At 56.5% G+C, this 18322-nt stretch carries 17 protein-coding genes; 5 read left to right on the top strand and 12 right to left on the bottom strand.

Features of this window, described 5'->3' with window-relative positions; translation table 11 throughout:
* Positions 1–105 precede the first annotated feature (105 nt).
* Positions 106–984, top strand: a complete 879-nt coding sequence (locus tag ORG26_RS14020) for a MerR family transcriptional regulator (protein WP_266362783.1) — start codon at positions 106–108, stop codon at positions 982–984.
* Between the two features lie 121 nt (positions 985–1105).
* On the opposite strand, the gene ORG26_RS14015 is transcribed toward ORG26_RS14020, so the two are convergent.
* From ORG26_RS14015 to ORG26_RS14005, 3 genes are all read right to left on the bottom strand, one after another.
* Positions 1106–2059 carry a D-2-hydroxyacid dehydrogenase gene (locus ORG26_RS14015; RefSeq protein ID WP_266362781.1) on the bottom strand — a complete coding sequence of 318 codons (954 nt, stop codon included), beginning with the start codon at positions 2057–2059 and terminating at the stop codon, positions 1106–1108.
* Between the two features lie 24 nt (positions 2060–2083).
* The gene (locus ORG26_RS14010) at positions 2084–4141 is read right to left on the bottom strand and encodes a penicillin acylase family protein (RefSeq protein WP_266362779.1); all 2058 of its coding nucleotides are present in this window, start codon (positions 4139–4141) and stop codon (positions 2084–2086) included.
* Positions 4142–4281: 140 nt separating this feature from the next.
* On the bottom strand, positions 4282–5241 hold the full coding sequence (locus ORG26_RS14005) for a YheT family hydrolase (RefSeq protein ID WP_266362777.1): 960 nt from the start codon (positions 5239–5241) through the stop codon (positions 4282–4284).
* A gap of 63 nt (positions 5242–5304) precedes the next feature.
* Here ORG26_RS14005 and ORG26_RS14000 point away from each other — a divergent pair, with 63 nt between their 5' ends.
* The 3 genes from ORG26_RS14000 to ORG26_RS13990 all read left to right on the top strand — a co-directional run bounded on the left by ORG26_RS14000 (position 5305) and on the right by ORG26_RS13990 (position 6777).
* Positions 5305–5754, top strand: coding sequence for a hypothetical protein (locus ORG26_RS14000; RefSeq protein ID WP_266362775.1), 450 nt, complete (start codon positions 5305–5307; stop codon positions 5752–5754).
* Between the two features lie 208 nt (positions 5755–5962).
* Positions 5963–6430: a hypothetical protein gene (locus tag ORG26_RS13995; protein WP_266362773.1), complete on the top strand. Its 468-nt coding sequence runs from the start codon at positions 5963–5965 to the stop codon at positions 6428–6430.
* Positions 6431–6444: 14 nt separating this feature from the next.
* Positions 6445–6777, top strand: coding sequence for a hypothetical protein (locus tag ORG26_RS13990; RefSeq protein ID WP_266362771.1), 333 nt, complete (start codon positions 6445–6447; stop codon positions 6775–6777).
* A gap of 99 nt (positions 6778–6876) precedes the next feature.
* Here ORG26_RS13990 and ORG26_RS13985 read toward each other — a convergent pair whose 3' ends face one another.
* The 7 genes from ORG26_RS13985 to ORG26_RS13955 form a co-directional block, all read right to left on the bottom strand.
* Positions 6877–8070, bottom strand: coding sequence for a neutral zinc metallopeptidase (locus tag ORG26_RS13985; protein WP_266362769.1), 1194 nt, complete (start codon positions 8068–8070; stop codon positions 6877–6879).
* A gap of 184 nt (positions 8071–8254) precedes the next feature.
* The gene (locus ORG26_RS13980; RefSeq protein WP_266362767.1) at positions 8255–9019 is read right to left on the bottom strand and encodes a glycosyltransferase family 2 protein; all 765 of its coding nucleotides are present in this window, start codon (positions 9017–9019) and stop codon (positions 8255–8257) included.
* 43 nt (positions 9020–9062) lie between these two features.
* A complete protein-coding gene (locus ORG26_RS13975; RefSeq protein ID WP_266362765.1) occupies positions 9063–10022 on the bottom strand; it encodes a glycosyltransferase family 2 protein in 960 nt (319 codons plus the stop codon).
* A gap of 148 nt (positions 10023–10170) precedes the next feature.
* Positions 10171–11112 (bottom strand): glycoside hydrolase family protein, encoded by a 942-nt coding sequence (locus ORG26_RS13970; RefSeq protein WP_266362763.1) that lies wholly within the window; start codon positions 11110–11112, stop codon positions 10171–10173.
* 6 nt (positions 11113–11118) lie between these two features.
* Positions 11119–12654, bottom strand: coding sequence for a hypothetical protein (locus ORG26_RS13965; RefSeq protein WP_266362761.1), 1536 nt, complete (start codon positions 12652–12654; stop codon positions 11119–11121).
* Between the two features lie 289 nt (positions 12655–12943).
* The gene (locus ORG26_RS13960; RefSeq protein ID WP_266362759.1) at positions 12944–14017 is read right to left on the bottom strand and encodes an NAD-dependent epimerase/dehydratase family protein; all 1074 of its coding nucleotides are present in this window, start codon (positions 14015–14017) and stop codon (positions 12944–12946) included.
* A gap of 193 nt (positions 14018–14210) precedes the next feature.
* Entirely contained in the window at positions 14211–14462 is a 252-nt protein-coding gene (locus ORG26_RS13955; RefSeq protein WP_266362757.1) for a hypothetical protein, read from the bottom strand.
* A gap of 194 nt (positions 14463–14656) precedes the next feature.
* On the opposite strand from ORG26_RS13955, the gene ORG26_RS13950 reads away from it, so the two are divergent.
* Positions 14657–15163, top strand: a complete 507-nt coding sequence (locus ORG26_RS13950) for a DUF1003 domain-containing protein (RefSeq protein WP_266362755.1) — start codon at positions 14657–14659, stop codon at positions 15161–15163.
* Positions 15164–15189: 26 nt separating this feature from the next.
* On the opposite strand, the gene ORG26_RS13945 is transcribed toward ORG26_RS13950, so the two are convergent.
* Positions 15190–16935 carry a M3 family oligoendopeptidase gene (locus tag ORG26_RS13945; protein WP_266362753.1) on the bottom strand — a complete coding sequence of 582 codons (1746 nt, stop codon included), beginning with the start codon at positions 16933–16935 and terminating at the stop codon, positions 15190–15192.
* A gap of 99 nt (positions 16936–17034) precedes the next feature.
* Positions 17035–18102, bottom strand: coding sequence for a ferredoxin--NADP reductase (locus tag ORG26_RS13940; RefSeq protein WP_266362751.1), 1068 nt, complete (start codon positions 18100–18102; stop codon positions 17035–17037).
* Between the last annotated feature and the right edge of the window lie 220 nt (positions 18103–18322).

Here is an 18322-nt window from a genome sequence, read left to right as displayed (position 1 = left end):
ATACGTCACAAAATCATTTTACCCCCTGAGATGGTAATTGACTCGCGTGAGCGGTCTATACCTTTCCTGTACAAGCCTCATTAAACGGTAATTTGTACATTAACAATGAGTAATTACTCCATAAAAGATTTAGAGCAGCTTTCCGGTATCAAAGCGCACACGCTTCGTATCTGGGAACAGCGGTACAACATCATTGCACCCAAACGGACGGACACCAACATCCGGACGTACGACGATCAGGACCTGAAGCTGGTTCTGAACATCTCGCTTCTGAAAGATCACGGTTATAAAATCTCTGAAATTTCGCGCATGACGGCCGACGAGATGGCCCGCGAGGTGATTACCATTTCCGACAAAAAACTTAACTACCCCGATCAGATTCATGCCCTGACGATTTCGATGATTGATCTTGACGAAGATCGTTTCGAAAAGATCGTCAGTACCAACATTCTGCAGTTCGGCTTTGAGAACACGATGATTCATATCATCTACCCGTTCCTGAGCCGAATTGGAACGCTCTGGGTGACGGGCTCCATCGGGCCGGCGCAGGAGCATTTCATTACGAACCTGATTCGTCAGAAAATCATCGTCGCTATCGACGGGCAGGTGAGCAAGCAGCGGCCCAGCGCCAAAAAGTACCTGCTTTATCTACCGGAAGGCGAAATGCACGAAATCAGCCTGCTGTTTGCCAACTATATCATCCGGGCTCGCTACAATAAAGTAGTGTATCTCGGGCAGAGCCTGCCTTTCAACGAACTGGCCTTCGCCTGCGAAGTGCACAAGCCCGACTATATCTTTACCGCCATTACGTCGGTGCCGAGCAACCACGAGGTACAGCCCTATATTGAACGCATGTCAAAGCAGTTTCCGCATTCTCAATTGCTGCTTACGGGTTACCAGGTCGTAGGACAGGACATCACCCTGCCCACCAACGCCACAGTGATCAACAACATTGAGGATTTGATTCGGATTGCAAGTGTGTGAAAAAAAGTCGTAAGTCGGTAAGCGGTCCGCCGTTGCGGTCGTAAGTGGCTCCGCCAATTTCTAACCTGGCGAAGCACTTACGACCGCAACGGCGGACCGCTTACCGACTTACGACTTACGACTAATTTACCACATTCTTCGGCCTTCCTTCCAGGAAGGCTTTTATATTTTCAGCGGCCAGCAGCAGCAGGCGCTGGCGGGCCTCCCGGCTTGCCCAGGCGATGTGCGGGGTGAGCACGCAGTTCTTGGCGCCAATCAGCGGACTGCCCGAAACGGGCGGCTCCTGCGTCAGCACATCGAGGCCCGCTCCCGCCAGACGACCGGCGTTAAGCGCTTCGGCCAGGTCCGGCTCGTTGATGAGTCCGCCGCGGCTGGTATTGATCAGGTAAGCCGTCGGTTTCAGGGTGCTTAGCCGTTCCCGATTGACAAAGCCGCGGTTGTCGGCCGTCATCGGGCAATGCAGCGACACGACGTCACTTTCGGCGAAAACGGTGGCCAGATCGGCGTATTGCCTGCCTTCGGGCAAAGCTTCCGAGGTATCGCGGCGGTTGACCAGAATGTTCATACCAAAAGCCCGGCCAATGTCGGCCACCCGCCGCCCAATATCTCCGTACCCAACCAGCCCGAGCGTTTTTCCGGCCAGTTCGACCAGCGGCGTTTTCCAGTAGCAAAAATCCGGCTGACGACCCCAGTCGCCCGCCCGGACGCTGGCCTCATGCACGGACGTACGGTAGGCCAGTTCAAGCAGCAGCGCAAAGGTGTGCTGGGCGACCGATTCCGTACTGTATCCTTTCACGTTTGTCACCGTAATTCCCCGCTCCCGGGCGGCTTTTACGTCGATAATGTCGTAGCCCGTAGCCGTGACGCCGATGTAACGCAGGCGGGGCAACTGGGCCAGCGTTTCCGCCGAAAAGCGAATCTTGTTGACCAGCAGCAGGTCGGCTTCCGCAGCCCGGGCGAGCAGTTCTTCGGGCGCGGTACGGTCGTAGAAGGTCACGTCGCCGAGCGTTTCCAGCGGTGCCCAGTCAAGGTCGCCGGGATTGAGGGCGTACGCGTCGAGGTAAGTTATTTTCAAAATGCTTCGTGGTTTGGTTCTGGTTTAAGGCTGAACGGCCCCCGGCTGGTACACGCGCACGGCTTCTTTCAGCACGGTCGCCTTGTCCAGCGTCATGGGCTTGGTTTTCTGCTGCCCGAACAGGTCCATCTGATCGGCATAATGCGGGCTGTCCGGCCGATTGCTTGCCCCGAAGCAGTTGACCGTTTCGATAATGGGCAGCCCGTTGTGCGGAAATCGGACCAACTGGATGTACGATTCACCGGCAACGGCTTTCAGTTGTCCGTTTTTGTACGGCTCGGCGTGCATGGCGGCCAGCACATCCGGGATGCCCGACTGCGGTTGTACCCGGTCGCCGCGAACGAGTTTCTGCAGTTCGCCCAGCGTGACCTCCGACCGTCCAAAGTGCTTTTTGCAATACGCCTTCGCGTACCGCAACCCTTCCGCGTGCTGGTCCGGCGACAGGCGCTTACCGGTCAGTTCGTCGCTTCTGTCGCGCCAGTACTGATAAAACAGCAGAAAGAGTGCGGCCCCCCGGCTGTCGGCGGTTGCAGTGCGGTTCCAGGTCCGGAGCGTGTCGATGACGTCGCTGATGTCGGGATAGCTAGCCGGGTTTAGCCGGAACAGGCCGTTTACGTCGATGCTGTAATGCAGGCTGTCCGGCAGTTGCAAATCGTATTTGATGCGTTTGAAGGCTTCGTAGCTGACTTTTCCCTGCTCCTGCATCAGGTCCGAGAAACGGCGGCTTCGGTTGTTGTCCAGGCGCTCGTAGCCCATGGTCGGGTCAAAACCGCGGGGTTTGAGGTTATCGGCCGGGCCGGTGGCGTTAAACGGGGTATTGTTGGTATTGAACACGAACCCGCTGGGCGGATTGAGCAGTTGCGGCAGATCGCTGAGCGGGTGAAAAGCGGTCCAGAGCGTTTTGGAGGTATTGCCGGGCAGAGTTTCCTTCCAGTTGTAGCCGGGATTCCGAAGCGGCATTTTCCCGTTACTGAGGTAAAAAATCGTATCGGTCCGGTCGGCGTACACGATGTTGAAGCCGGGGATCGCCAGCATTTTCAGCGCCCGGTAGAATTCAGCGAAATTGCGGGCTTTGTTCATCCGGTACCACTGTTCGATGCCCCGCAGGTCCATGTTGGCCCCCATCCGTATGGCAAAAACGCCCTTGTCGGTTTTGACCGTCGCCCCGTAGCGGCTCCAGTACGCCTTTCGGCCAACGGCAATGGGCAGGCCCTTCACCCGGAGCCGGACCGTTTTTTCTTCCAGCGTTACCCATTGGTCGTCGAAGCGGTACTGCCGGTCGTTAGCCGGGTTCATTTCCAGTTGGTAGACGTCGATTTTGTCCTGATAATTGACGGTATGCGCCCAACCGAGGTTTTCATTGACGCCGTGAAAAATCACCGGACCGCCCGGAAACAGTCCGCCGAGCATGTTCCAGCCCTGTTCGCTGCACAGATGAGCTTCGTACCAGGCCACGGGGCCTTCGAGGGGCTGGTGCGAATTGATGGCCAGGTAGGTCTGCCCGTCCGTGGTGCGGCGTCCGCTGATCGCAAAGGCATTGGAACCCGCCGCCCTGAACGGAGCCAGTTGTACTTTCCCTGCAAAAACCGCCTTCAACACCTCGTCTACGCCGGAAATAACGGACAACGACAGCACCACCGCCGCCATATATTCCTTCGGTGTGACCGGGAAAAGCCCTTTGACGAGCACCTCGTCGGGATGCGCTCGGGCATAATCGTTCAGTCCCTGCAGATAGCCGGCAATCAGGGCTTTGAACTCCGGCGACAGGCGGGTATCGTACTGCTGTTCGACCAGTTCGTGCGCCCGCAGGAGTTCGACGACGTAGTCGATGGCCGCGCCGTCGCGCCCGAGATGTCGCCCGAGTAGCCCTTTGGCCGGGAGCGCCACCAGCTGAATCGTTTTGAAATCGTCCTCGGCATGCGCCCACGCCAGGCCGTACGCCACCTCCGGGTCCGTTTTGGCGAAAATATGCGGTACACCCCAGCGGTCGCGGGCGATGGTAACCGCAGACGGGTTGATGACCGCTTGTGCCAGTAACGGAAAACTGAGCAGACTGCTCCAGAGGAGGAGGATGTATCTCACAGGTTTTGGCGTATAAAGACAGAAAATTAAGCAATTGCGTAAGGTTTCTCGCAGATTTGCGCGGATTTTACACGCAGATTTTCGCAAAATCTTCCGCGATCATCTGCGCTTGGAATCCGCGTAAATCTGCGAGAAACACCTTACTGACAAAACGCCAGCGCCCGCCGTTCGGCGTAAGTGTAGAGGTCGCCGCGGACGAGAAAACCGACATGGCCGCCGGTGGCAGGCGTTTCCAGAAAGAGATGCGGATGTTGTTCGGCCAGCCAGGCGGGCGAGCATTCCGGCGACAGAATGGGGTCGTTCTGGGCGTTGAGCAGCAGCGTCGGCACGGTAATGTCGGGCATGAAGTTAACGGCGGAGGCCTGGTCGTAGAAATCCAGCGCGTTGCGGTAGCCGTTGAGCGGGGCGGAGAAAAAATCGTCGAAATCCTGCCAGACGCGCACCTGGTTCAGCCGGGTCATGTCGAGCGTGCCGGGAAAGAGCGCCGCTTTCTGCTGCATCTTGATGACCAGTTTTTTCATGAACCGGTTGCGGTAAAACCGGTTCGACGGAAGGTCCAGAAGGCGGGCGCTGGCGTGCAGGTCGGCGGGGGCCGAAATGGCCACGGCCCGGCGTACCACATCCGGAATCGTTTTTCCGTGGACACCCAGATATTTTAACGTTATATTACCGCCCATGCTGTAGCCAACCAAGACGACCTCTTCGTAGTTTTTAGTACGGAGGGCGTGGGTCAGGACTTCCCCGATGTCGCCGATCTCACCGTGGTTGTACAACCGGAAGGCGCGGTTCATTTCGCCGCTGCACGACCGGCAGTTCCAGGCCAGCACGTCGTAGTCCTGTTCGGCAAAGAGCCGGGCGGTGCCTTTCACGTAATGCCGTCCCGAATCGCCCTCCAGCCCGTGGGTAACCAGCAGCAGGCGGCGGCTCCGGCGGTCGGTCCAGTCGAGGTCCACAAAATCGCCGTCGGAAAGGGTCAGCCGTTCGCGTTCGTAAGTGACGCCCGGCACTTTCCGGAACAGGCTGGGATAAACGGTTTGCAGGTGTCCGTTGTAGAGATAACGCGGCGGACCGGGGTAAGCGGAGTGACGAATGACGGGCATATTCAGGAAAACGTTGACCCATTAACCGCATCCGGGGGCGTTTCTGTTCCGCCGGTTTACTTTATGGAGATAGCCAAATACATACCGGTCATTCTGGCCAGTACGCTCAAGTTCATCGGCGGTCCTATTTCGGGAATTGCTCTGGGGTTGTCGTGGCTGGAAACGAGCCTTTGCACCATCCTTGGCATGATGGTGAGCGTGATGGCCGTCACCTATGCGGGCAAGGCCCTGCAGCTTCTGCTGCGTCGCTGGAGCAAAAAGCCGCCGCGGCGATTCACGCGCCGCACCCGTCTGGCCGTCCGCATCTGGAAGCGTTCGGGGATGCTGGGCATTGCGCTGCTGACCCCGCTCCTGCTGACGCCCATTGGCGGCACCGCCCTTGCCGTTTCGTTCCGGGTACACCGGCACCTGATTTTTGCCTACATGCTGGGCAGCGCCGTGTTCTGGGGCGTAGTGCTGACGCTGGCGATTTATCAGGTTCCGGGCCTGAAGGGCATTTTTACGCGGAGCTGATTTTAGCGAATGAGTGAATGAGTGGTTAACCCGCTTAGGCGGCGGCGAACTACTCAATCGCTCAATCATTCATTCGCTCAATCACTCATTCGCTCATTCGCTCAATACCTTTTGCTTCACGCCGGCAAATAAACCGGCCCCGGGCGGGTCTTGTGTTACCAAAATTGTTAGACTTACGACTAACATTTGATTTAAGCACAAGGCCGTTATGAACGCTATCACCCGATCCAACAAACACCTCTTTTACCTGTTTTTTCTGGCCCTCGTTCTGCTCCAGAGTTGCACGACGGTTCGGCTCATCAGCGACTATGATGAAATCACGGACCAGGCGGTCACCGAGATGCAGGAAAAGGTGTCGCGCTTCTTTGTCCAGCTGAACCGGGAGGTCGGCACCGACAAGGCCCGGCACGAAAATTACGTCCCGTTCTATGACGACGTCCGGACGGACCTCAACAGTCTGCGCATCCGGGCCAACGCCATCGACCGGAATGAGATTGTCCAGAAGCAGATCAGCAATTTGTCGGACATGATCGACAACACGGAGAAGCTCCACAAAATCGGCTTTCGCACGGTCAACGAACTCAAACCGCTGCAGGGCAATTTCGATGCGGCCTTTACGGCCATCGTCAAGCTGCAACTGGCCCTGAAACGAGGTGAAAAGCCCAACTCTAACTAACTCTCTGCTCGCGTATGCCCCAGATCAATGTGCAGCAGGTCGGCCTGGATATGCTGAACGCTGCCAAAACCCAGCTAGGAAAACATTTTGCGGACGCCAAACCCTTTGCCGAACAGGCATTCCGGCAGTTGGCCGATAACCTGGCGCTCATTACCGAACTGAAGGTGACGAACCAGATTACCGAAGAACAGGCCCGCCTTCATTTTGAAATTTTTAAAAGCTCGACCCGGATCGTCTTGCTGACGATCGAGGGACTGGGCGTTCTGGCGGTGGAGGCGGCCATCAACGCGGCGCTGGGTGTCGTCGCCGACGTGGTCAATACCGCTATCGGCTTTGCCCTGTTGTGACCCCGGTCGGAGACGCCTTTTTACGCCAAAAGCGGCCTGTATCGTTCCCGTTGCCGGGTTTAACGATACAGGCCGCTTTTATGCCCCCCAATGGTCCTGTTAATTCGGAGCTACCAGCGCGGGCAGCTGCGCCTCAAAAAGGGCGGTAAACTCCTGGCTCGTCAGGATGTGGCCCTGCTTCTGGGCGTTGTTGGCCACGCTGTAGCCCCATTCGGCCGCCGCCATCCGCTGGGCCGGCGTGCCGTGGTGACCGCTGTTGGTGAAGCCGCAATCGCCGATGTTATAGAAGACCTGCAAAAACTGCTTAACCCGCTTCCACTGCATGGCCGCCCCTCTCGAATGGGAAAGATAGTAGGCCGAGAAGGCATCCGCCATTAGTTCCGTGCGGCGGGTGGCTTCCGGGGTGTTCGCTCCGAACAGGCGGAGTTGGAATTGAATGTGGTGTCCGAATTCGTGGGCGAGGATAGCCTGCGGCGCTACATCCGCGTAGCCTATGCCCGCAAAGGCATCCTGAATGCCGTCGCCCATGATAATTTTGCTGGGAATCAGGCCGTAGGGACCGAAGTTGAAGGCCGATTGAGCAAATGCGTTGAACGTAAACAGCGGGTGATTGCCGCTTCTGTACTGCGGAATTTCCGTCAGCAGATCAATAATCACATCTGCCCAGTAGGCCGCCGCCTGCGGGCTGTCGCCGTATACGACCTGATTGACGCGGATCACGCGGTCGCGGTCGAGCAGCATGCTTCCGTGCATGGCACCCAGCACGATGCCGTCCGACTGGATATTCCAGAAACGTTTTAAATCTTTGAAAGCCTTCGTGTTGCTGTGCGAGTATTCGCCGGTTGCCCCAAAGGTCTGGTTCTCGGAAGTATTCGAGAAAACCAGCGCGTCGTAGGTGGGAATGTCCAGCATGCCGGTGTAATAGGCGAGGACGATCATATCATTATTCCAGTCGGCCATCTGCTCGTCCAGCCATTGCGTGGCGGCCGTGTTGTTGTCGCAGGAGGTCGGCTCGATGCCGAGCGCCCGTTCGACATACTGCTTGTATTCCGGGTGCGTGTCCTGCAGCAGACCCGCGGCTCGCTCCACGCGCTGCTCATAACCTTCGGGCAGCGACGCCCGAATGCGGGCCAGTTTCGCTCTCAGTTCGTCCGATAAAGGAGATGCCACCCGGGCAGAACGATGGCTGGGTGCCTGCGTAACGCTGGTTTCGGTCAGGCTGTCTTTTTCACATCCCGTGAGTAAGGTAAGGGAAAGGGCTACTACAGAGGAGTAAAGCGAAAGTTTTTTCATGCGTACTAAAATGGTTAACCTGTGGACTAAGTATACATTTTCGAAATATAGGATTTTATTTTCAAAGTTTCCTTGGTACAGATGATTTTTGAAAATTGTCTTATTATACCGCCCAAATTTGCCAAACATCAAAAAAGACCGCAGGTTTCTGCGGTCTTTTTTGATGTTTGGCAAACGGCTGCCTTTATACCGTCGCTTTCGGCGGGACGCTGACCGGCTTTTTCCGGTAATCGCCGCGCGAGAAGTATTTTTCGATCAGGCAGTACATCAGGATAAAAAAGTACCGGCTGCCCATCTCTTTGATTTTCAGTTTCGACTCGCCATACTTCCGGTTGGTCCAGCTGTTTGGCACCACGGCGTAGCTGTATCCCCGGACAATCGCCTTTAGCGGCAGTTCTACCGTCAGGTTGAAGTGCGGAGACAGGAACGGCTTGAGGCCATCCATCGTCTCGCGTTTGTAGAGCTTGAAGGCATTGGTGGTATCGTTGTATTTGATGCCGACGAGCACCCGGATGATGGCGTTGGCTACCCGGTTGATGTACTTTTTGAGGCCCGGATAATCGATGACCTTGCCGCCCTTGATCCAGCGCGACCCGAACACGCAGTCGTAGTCGCCTTCGAGCATTTTGTAATAGAACCTGACGAGGTCTTCCGGGTCGTCGGACATATCGGCCATGAAGACCGCCACGCAGTCGCCCGAAAAACGCTCCAGTCCGTAGCGAACCGCGTAGCCGAAGCCGTTGGGACCGGGATTGGTGAAGTACACCAGGGTTGGAATTTCGATCGACAACTGGTCTAACACCCGCAGCGTCCCGTCTTTCGAATTGTCGTTGGTTACGCAGATTTCGTGCGGAATGTCATACTTCGCCAGCGTCCGGTACAGGGTCCGCAGAGTTTCGGGCAACGACTCTTCTTCGTTATAAGCCGGAATAACAACACTTAGTTTCATACGTTAATGTGGTTAGCCATCAGTCATCAATCAACCGCTGACTTCAACGGTGTGGAAGTAAGCGAAACGTACTATATATTTTCAAAACGGATTCCGGAATCAGATAATCCCGGATTACTTCTTTGGTAATCCGCCAGTTTGGCCGCCCCAGATTGAGGTATTTCAGGGCCAGTCCGGCCCGGCGGAAATAGCGGTCATTGTATTGTTTTGAATCCAGCAGCATCCGGTAATACCGGGCAATATTTTTCTTCAGGACCTTGTCGAACCGGTAATCCAGTTCCTGGTTGATGCCTTCGTACATTCCGATGCGGTTGTAAAGGAATTCGGCATCCCATTTATGGTCCGTAAAGCTGATGCCGTTCCGGTTTTTGCGGTAAACCGACATCACTTCGGGAATATAACCGATATTTCCCTTTTTTGCCAGCAGAATGTACCGGGGAATGTCGCCGCTTTTCGACTTCATGTACCATTCGGGATAGTCTTTCAGCAGGCCGTTCCGGAACATGACGCTGGAGGTGGCCATAAACCAGACTTCTTCCTCGCCCACCAGGTCCGCAACCGTCGAAATGATTTTCTGCTCCGGTCCGTTGACCAGTTCCGGAGCAAACTCACCGTCTTCCCAGATAATCTGGGCGTTGTGGAAGCAGGTCGAGCATTCGGGGTGGGCGTCCAGAAAATCCACCTGTTTCTGAAGTTTCTGCGGGTGGCAGAAATAATCATCCCCGTCAACGGTGGCAATGTACTGGCCGCGCGAAGTTTCAATGGCGCTGATGGCATTGAATTTTCCGGCCCCGCCCAGGTTTTTCGGGTGCAGCAGCGGAATGATTTTTCCGGGATATTTGGCCGCGTACTCCAGAATCACCTCCTGCGTCCCGTCCGTCGAGCAGTCGTCGGCCACGATGATTTCATACTCGAAATTCGTTTCCTGACGCAACGCCCCGTCCATCGCCTCTGCGATATACTTAACCTGATTATACGTTGCTATGTTAACGCTGACTTTCATAAGTTCTTTAAGTCGTCAGTCGTCAGTCACAAGTCGTAAGCAGTCCGCTGCTGCGGTCGTAAGGGGCTCTGCTGGATTGAGAGACGGCAAAGCCATTTACAACCGCAGCGGCAGACCGCTTACTGCTTACGACTTACGACTAACAGACTTACGACTGTTTAATAGCATATCCAAATCCCGACGCGCCGAATCCATTCCCGTTGTAGAACATCAGTGTCTGTTCGTTGTACTGCACCACGTGGGCGTAGTCCATCATCAGCGAATCCCAGCCGTCCGTCGACCGGTCAATGCCGATCTGTTCGTCCTTGCGCTCCCAGTTGAGGCCGTCTTTAGACTCGGCATAGCCCAGCCGGTAACTCTGCGAAGCGTCGGTCCGGAAGTTTTTGGCGTTCCGGTAGGAGTAATACATTTTGTACAGGCCATCTTCCCGGATTACGGCCGGGCGACCGATGGCGTCCGTAAACTCGTCGTAATCAATGCAAACGTGCCCGTTTCGGTTCCAGTGAATGCCGTCTTCTGATTCTGCGTACTTGACATTATAGAACGGCTCCGGGTGATTGTTGATGATTTCGATCTTCGTGCACGAAAGGTACCACATCCGCCAGCGGGTACTGCCGTCGGGCTGGTCTTCGGCCAGAACGCAGGGCTGGGCCACCCAAACCTGGTCGTAGATGGAGCGGTCGAGCAGCGGACCATCGTACTTGCGCTCGAAGGTCAGGCCGCCATCGCGGCTGATGGCCAGACCGATTCCGAGCCGGTACCAGGCCGTTTCGCTTTTGTTCCAGCCGGTATAGTACAGCCAGATTTCATCGCCCCGCCGCAGAAACCAGGAGGGCATCGTGCCGGTCTCGTCAAACATGCCAACGGCACCTTTCGACAGACAGGGCCGGTCGTGCACGTACAGTACGTTGGACAGATCGCTGGAATCCAGTTCCACAAAAGCGGCGGACGAGGCCCGGTCTTCATCGCGGGTGGCAAAGTAGACCCGCAGACGGTCGTTCATCGGGAAGGCAAAGGGAACCTGGGCGTGGGTTCGGCTGAACGGCAGCGAGCCGTCGGGCTTAAAAATTACTCCTTTTTTAGTCCACATAATCCTTTATTTCTGCGCCAGCTGGCGGGCCGGTTTGAACCGGTCGGCCCGGACGTAGATTCTGGTTTTATCAATTTCACCGGCAAACCGGTAATGGGTCTGAATAAATGTATGCAGGGCCGGAAAATGTTCGTGGGCGTACCGCTGCCGGTCGTTGAGCCAGAACGAGTAGCCCACGGCATCGACGAACACGGGCGGAAACGAACGGGTCAGGTCGCCGACGTAACGGGTCAGGTAGATGTGTTTCAGCGGATGATCGTACGCGCTCCGGATGGAGTGGTTCTCGTTGACGCCCTGCGGCATCTGCGCTTCGACGTAATAGCGGCACATCCAGCCCCATACCACCAGCGGCTCTCCCGGCCGGGCGTACTGAAGAATGAATTTCGCCACGTCGGACCGGACCAGTTCGCGGCTTCCCTGAACATACCGGTTGAATGACTCTCCTTTCACCAGTTTGAACAGAAACGGCAGGGTAAAGCTCAGCAGCGTAATCACGGCCACGCTCGACCGGATCAGGTGATTGGGGCCCGCCGTGGGCAGGTACCGCAGGCAGGTTGCCAGCATCCAGGAACCAACGAGCGCGCACGGAATGACCGCAAACAGCATGTGGTGCGGGTAGCCGCTGCCCGTCCGGGTCACGGCCAGCACCGTGGCCGCCAGGAGCACGATGACAAAAGCGCCCGGCTCCCAGTCCGCTTCTGCCTTGAAATGGCTCTTGAGCCAGGCGGGCAGCATCACCAGACCCAGCAGGACCGGCAGGCCAACCAGCAGGTAAAACTCCGGCAGGCGCTGAACAAGATGGGACAAAACGGCCAGATTCTTCAGCCAGTTGAAGTCGCCGCCGGTGCCGTACTGGAAATTGCCAACAATGTAAAACGTGATAAAATCGTCGAAAACCCCGTTCAGCAGCGTCAGCATCACGACGAACAGCGGAAAAAACACGCTGCCCGCCACCAGCGTCAACAGCCGCGAGCCTTTTTGCCTTCCCGTCAGATTTTTCCGGAAGCCAATCGTAATCAGGATAAACAGCCCCGCGACAAACGCCATCGGAACGCCCTGCAGTTTAGCGAAAGGTACGGTCCCCGCCAGCAGGCCCGCCAGAAAGACCCAGCCGTAGGTTGGCTTTTCGGATCGCTGGATAACGGCCACCGCCAGATACAGGGCACCCAGCAGGGCCACCGGCAGATGTTCGCTGCTGTAATGGACAAAATCGGGGTTCTGGGTAATCGACAGCAGCAGCAGCGGCGGCAGCAAAGCCAGCCGGGCTACCCGCTGGCCAAACCAGACCTCCGCGGACCGGTAGAAAAACCACACACTCAGGAGGATGCAGCCGAGGCCAACCAGCCGCGCCCGGATAAAGTCGAACGGAAGCCCCAGCCAGTGGGGAAGAATCAGCAGGTAACTGTCGAGCGGGCCGCCGGTGGTGCCATCAACCGACCGCCAGAAAACAGGATCGATAATCAGCGTCATGGCCTGCGTGATCATCTGGCTTTCGTCCGGATTCAGTTCCTGATTAAATACCAGTACCGGAATGCGCAGCATAACCAGCGCAGTTAACGCAAGCAGCAGAAACACGGACCTCCGATGCCACCAGGTTCTGGAGTGATCTGTTGGAACGTCCGATACTGCCATCAAACCGACTATCCACAGAAGACCGTAACCGATGACGAAATAAACGGTTGGTCTGGAATCAAAACTAAGCATATGGTTCAAATAAAATGTCAGCCGTACGGGGACTGACATTTCATGGATTCGTCAATGGGCATTCGATGCGCCGAAGACCGGGAAGAAGGAACAAGCCGGATTCCGGCCTGTTCTTCACTCCTCAATATCACTTCTGCACCAGCAACCGCTGCGCCATGCTGTCGTGAATCTGTTGCAGGGTCTGCTGCAGGTCATACTCCCAGTTCCAGCCCGGATAGTGCTCCTTGAACTTGCTCAGATCGGAGATGTACCAGATGTGGTCGCCAATCCGGTTGGTTTCCGAGTAGCTGTAGTTCATCTTGTTGCCTGAGATCTGTTCACAGACGGTAATGGCCTCCAGCATCGAGCAGTTGGCATGACGACCGCCGCCCGCGTTGTAAACCTCACCCGGACGCGGGTTCTGGTAAAAATGCCAGAACATGTTCACCAGGTCATGGCTGTGAATGTTGTCGCGCACCTGCTTGCCTTTGTAACCGAAGATGGTGTAGTGGTTGCCCGTAATGGCACACTTCATCAGGTACGACAGGAAGCCGTGCAGCTGGGCGCCCGAGTGATTGGGTCCCGTCAGACAGCCGCCCCGGAAGACGCCCGTCTTCATGCCGAAATAACGGCCGTACTCCTGCACCAGAATGTCGGCAGCTACTTTGGAGGCGCCAAACAGGGAGTGCTTGGTGTGGTCGATGGACATGTGCTCATCGATGCCGTTGGTGAAGTACGGGTGCGACTCGTCGATCTCCCAGCGGGTTTCGGTTTCGATCAGCGGCAGGTAGTTGGGGTTATCGCCGTAGACTTTGTTGGTCGAGGTGAAGATAAACACCGCTTCGGGGCAGTGCTGGCGGTTCATCTCCAGCAGGTTGAGCGTGCCGTTGGCGTTGACCGAGAAATCGGTGAACGGCTCGCGGGCCGCCCAGTCGTGCGAAGGCTGCGCCGCCGTATGAACGATGAGTTTGATGTCGGCCCCGTACTCGCGGAAGATGGGGTCGAGCTCTTCAACTTTGCGGATGTCGGCCGTGTAGTGTTTGTAGTTGGAAAACGAATCCCTGAGGCGGTCACGGTTCCAGTCGGTTGAGCCGTCGGCGCCAAAGAAGTATTGCCGCAGGTTGTTGTCGACGCCAATAACCAGATCAAATTTATCGGCGAAAAAGGCAACGGATTCGCTGCCTATCAGTCCGGCAGAACCTGTAACTAATGCAATGTTCATGGTGCTGTATAACTATGGTTCAATTACACTACTCGAAAAATCCTATTTGAGTATTTGAATATTTGTGTAAAGTAAGCCAAAAAAGATGGAAGCACATAACCCCCAAATTTTTTTCGAGTGAATGAACAAAAAAAGCGATGTAAATGCCATCAGAGCACACATCGCTTCATATATCAACTTATTTAATGGCTTGTTAGTTGCCCTGCGCAATCGTCGATCCGCCGAAAAGTTTCTGACGAATTTTGCCCGTACGCTGCTCCAGTTCCGGACGTGCCGTGTACTTATAGTTTGACTGAATGGCGGCCGAATCCGGGTGGGGTCCGTACACGTACTCATCGCCCGCGCGGAAATCTTTCTGACGAACGGTATTGTATTTCTGGTAATCGCAGGAGGCCAGCGAAACAACGGCCAGTACCAGCAATCCTTTATTAAGAAGACCTTTCATTTACAGACGTGTTACAAAGTTCGTACAAAATTACAGCCTGCGGCGCAAACTGCCAACTGCTTCTTTGTTTTTGTGCCGAAAGTGAAAGAACCTGTGGCAGAAAAAGGTTTAAATGAACGGCAGGACCCGGCAAACCGTTGCCTCCGAACCGGTATCTTTACCTCCCGAGTGCATTCACCCTGCTCCCTTTTTTCATGCAAAACCTCAATCCCCTCGTCCGGAAAGCCCTGACGGACCAGACGCTGCTCTCGCCTACCCTCACCGACGACGACAGCCCGTCGCTTACCCCGGGCGAACGCCTGGCCGACCGCGTCGCGGAGTTTGGCGGAAGCTGGACCTTTATCATCAGTTTCGGCCTGGTGCTGCTGGCGTGGATTTCCGTCAATTCGCTGGTGTTACGAAAAGCGGCCTTCGACCCTTATCCGTACATCCTGCTGAACCTGATTCTTTCGTGTCTGGCCGCCATTCAGGCCCCCATCATCATGATGAGCCAGAACCGGCAGGAAACCAAGGACCGGCAACGGGCGCAGAACGATTACCTCATCAACCTGAAAGCCGAGGTCGAAATCCGGCAGGTGCAGGATCGCCTCGACGCGCTCTCCCGGCAGCAGGAGGTGCTGCTCGACCTGCTCCGCCAGCAGCAGGTTCAACTCCGGCAGCTAACGGGAAACGGCCCGTCGGACGGCAGCGAACCGCGCTGATTCGCTGCCATCCGGCCGGGTTGGCTCTACTGCGCCTTGATCTGGTCCAGTTCCTCCCCGACAAACCGGAGCAGGCGGCCGATATATTCTGCCGAGAAGTCGAACGGAATCCCGGCGGCTTCGTAAATCCGGCCAATCGGGGCGGTGTAGCCCAGTTTCAGAGCGGCCTTGTAGCCATCGAGTCCTTTTTTGCGGTCTTCCCGGAAGTTCATCCAGATGCCGATGGCACCGAGCTGGGCAATGCCGTATTCGATGTAGTAAAACGGCACTTCGTACAGGTGCAGCTGCTTCTGCCAGCCGTATTCCTTAAAGCGTTCCAGTCCGCTCCAGTCCGTTACGGAGTCCGAAAACTCGCTGAAAATACGCACCCACGCTTCCCGCCGGTCGTCGACGGAATGGGCCGGGTTTTCGTAAATCCAGTGCTGGAATTTATCAATCGTGGCGACCCAGGGCAGCGTTTCAATAATCGATTCGAGGTGCTGGATTTTGGCCCGGCGCAGTTCGTCCGGGTTTTCGAAGAACACGTCCCAGTGGTCCATCGACAGCAGTTCCATCGACATCGACGCCAGTTCGGCCACCTCCATGGGCGGCGTCCGGAAGGATTTCAGGGGCAGATCACGGGTCAGGAACGAATGCACGGCATGGCCGCCTTCGTGCACCATCGTCACCAGGTCGCGCAGGCTGGAGGTGGCGTTCATGAAGATAAACGGCACCCCGATTTCTTCCAGCGGATAGTTGTAGCCGCCCGGCGCTTTGCCTTTGCGGGACTCCAGGTCCAGATGCCCCATCGCCTTCATGATCCGCAGGCAGTCGCCGAGGTAAGTGTCCAGCCGCGAGAAGCACTCGATGGTCTTGTTGAGCAACTCCTCCCCGGTGCCGAACGGCCGCAGCGGCTCGCCGCCGTACAGGTCCACCTTCAAATCCCAGGGACGAAGGACGTCGATGGGCGATTCGCCCTGCATCAGCTTCTGGCTGCGCTCCCCGGCCAGCTGGTTCAGCATCGGCACGACCGACTGGGCAACCGACTGGTGGAACCGGAAGCAGTCTTCGGGCGTATAATCGAACCGGCCCAGCTCGGCAAACATATAATCCCGGAAATTGACGAAACCGGCATTGACCGCTACCTGATGGCGCAGTTCGCGCAGGCGGTCGAACAGTTCGTCGAGTTCGTCCTTATCCTGAAAACGGCGCTGCTGGATTTTCATCCAGGCTTCCTCCCGTTCGGCCCGGTCGGGCGACTGCAGCCAGTTGCTGGCCTGCGGCAGGGTCACTTCCTCGCCGCCCAGTTCGACGGTCATGGCCCCGGCGATGGCCCCGTATTTCCGCTCCTCGCTCTGGAGTTCGGTCAGCAGGGGAATGTTTTCTTCCCGGAAAATCTCAATGCCTTTTTTCATGCCGCGAACGGCCACCGCAAAGCCTTCTTCCGTCAGTTCGCTCAGAAACGGGCTGGCCACCGCTTTTTTGTCGAGCGCATTGCCGTAGGCCAGCAGGTGCGGCTGAATTTCGGTGATGAAAAAATTGAGTTTGCCGACCAGTTCTTCATTGGACGTGTCGCAGGTCATCCGGATGTACCGCCAGGCAAAATCTTCGGACAGGTACGATTCGAGTTCGCTGCGGTCGCGGAACCAGTGGCGAAGGTCGTCGGTGCTGTCGACAGGCCGGTTCAGCAATTCGTCGTAAAGCGGCTGAATCCGGTCCCAGTTGGTTACTTCCAGTTCCTCGCCAATGAACATCCGGGCGGGGCGGGTGGGAATTTGCAGGTCGTTGGTCATTGTCACAGAGAGTCGGTTTTCTGTTTTCTGTTGTCTGTTGCTTCGCCAGCTGGCAGAACCCATCCAGCGAAGCAACGGAAAACAGAAAACAGAAAACGGTTATTCAATTTCGATAATCACATCCCGGGTCAGCGGGTGGGCCACGCAGGTGAGGATATACCCGGCGTTCAGTTCCGATTCGGACAGGCCGTCTTCTTCATCCAGCTTGACTTTGCCGGACACGCACCTGCCCAGGCAGGCGGTGCACATGCCCGCCTGGCAGGAATAAGGCAGGTCAATATCCAGTTCGAGGGCGGCCTCCAGGATGGTCTGGTGCGGCTCCACGGGAATTTTGTACTCACTGCCTTCGTATAGAATCGTTACATCCTGCGCTCCGGAGGCATTTTCGGTTTCGTTTTCCGTCACTTCGCCGTGCGCTTCGGGCGGGGCCGTAGCAAAGCTCTCCCGGTGAACGTTCTTCTCGGGAATGCCCAGCAGTCGGAGCGCGCCGCGGGCCTCTTCCATCATGCCTTCTGGACCGCAGAGGAAAAACGAAGCCCTGCTCAGCTCGTCGGCGGGCCGGTTTTCCAGCAGTTTGAGCAGCATCGACTGGTTCAGGCGGCCGTGCAGACCGTCCCAGCCGTCTTCGGGCTGGCTCAGGATATGGGTGACTTTCAGGCGACCGGCGTACTTCTGTTCCAGTTCGGCCAGTTGTTTCCGGAAAATAATGGAAGCGGCGTTGCGGTTGCCGTACAGCAGCCAGATGTCGCTTTGCGGTTCCAGGTGCAGGATGGATTTGGCAATCGAAATCAGCGGCGTGATGCCGCTGCCCGCTCCGATCAGGATGGTGCGGCGGCGGTTCTCGGCGGAAGCTCCGGCCGTAAACGTCCCCATGGGTTCGAGCGTTTCGAGCACATCGCCGGGTTTTATCGAAGTACACAGATACCCGGAAGCCAGTCCGCCCGGCAGTTGCTTGACCGTCACGGCGGGCGAAGCGTCCGTGTGCGGCGAGCTGGACATGGAATAGGAGCGGCGGATTTTCTGTCCGTTCAGCGTCAGAATAAAGGTCAGAAACTGCCCGGGCTGATACCGGACGGTTTCGCTTAATGGGTGCCAGAAGTGAATGGTTACGGCATCGGGCGTTTCCCGCACCACTTCTTTAACTTTCAGGTAATAACGAGTTGCCATAATAAATGGGGTAAACAGCGGCGGATAAGCAGCTCAGATCAGCACAATCGGGTTTTAAAGGATGCCTCGCCGGAGTCAGTAATAAAGGCGCGCGCAATATACAGCAGAACTCCGGACGTACTTCTAACAAATTGTACCCGCTTCGGGTTTGCCGGGGCGGCTCGGCAGGCTCCGGAATCGCCCGGCCCGGCGGTCGCCAGTTCGGTTTCGCCTCTCGCAT

Origin of the sequence: Tellurirhabdus rosea, assembly GCF_026278345.1 — a bacterium.
GTDB classification, from domain to species: domain Bacteria; phylum Bacteroidota; class Bacteroidia; order Cytophagales; family Spirosomataceae; genus Tellurirhabdus; species Tellurirhabdus rosea.
This window is presented reverse-complemented; position numbering and strand designations above follow the sequence as displayed.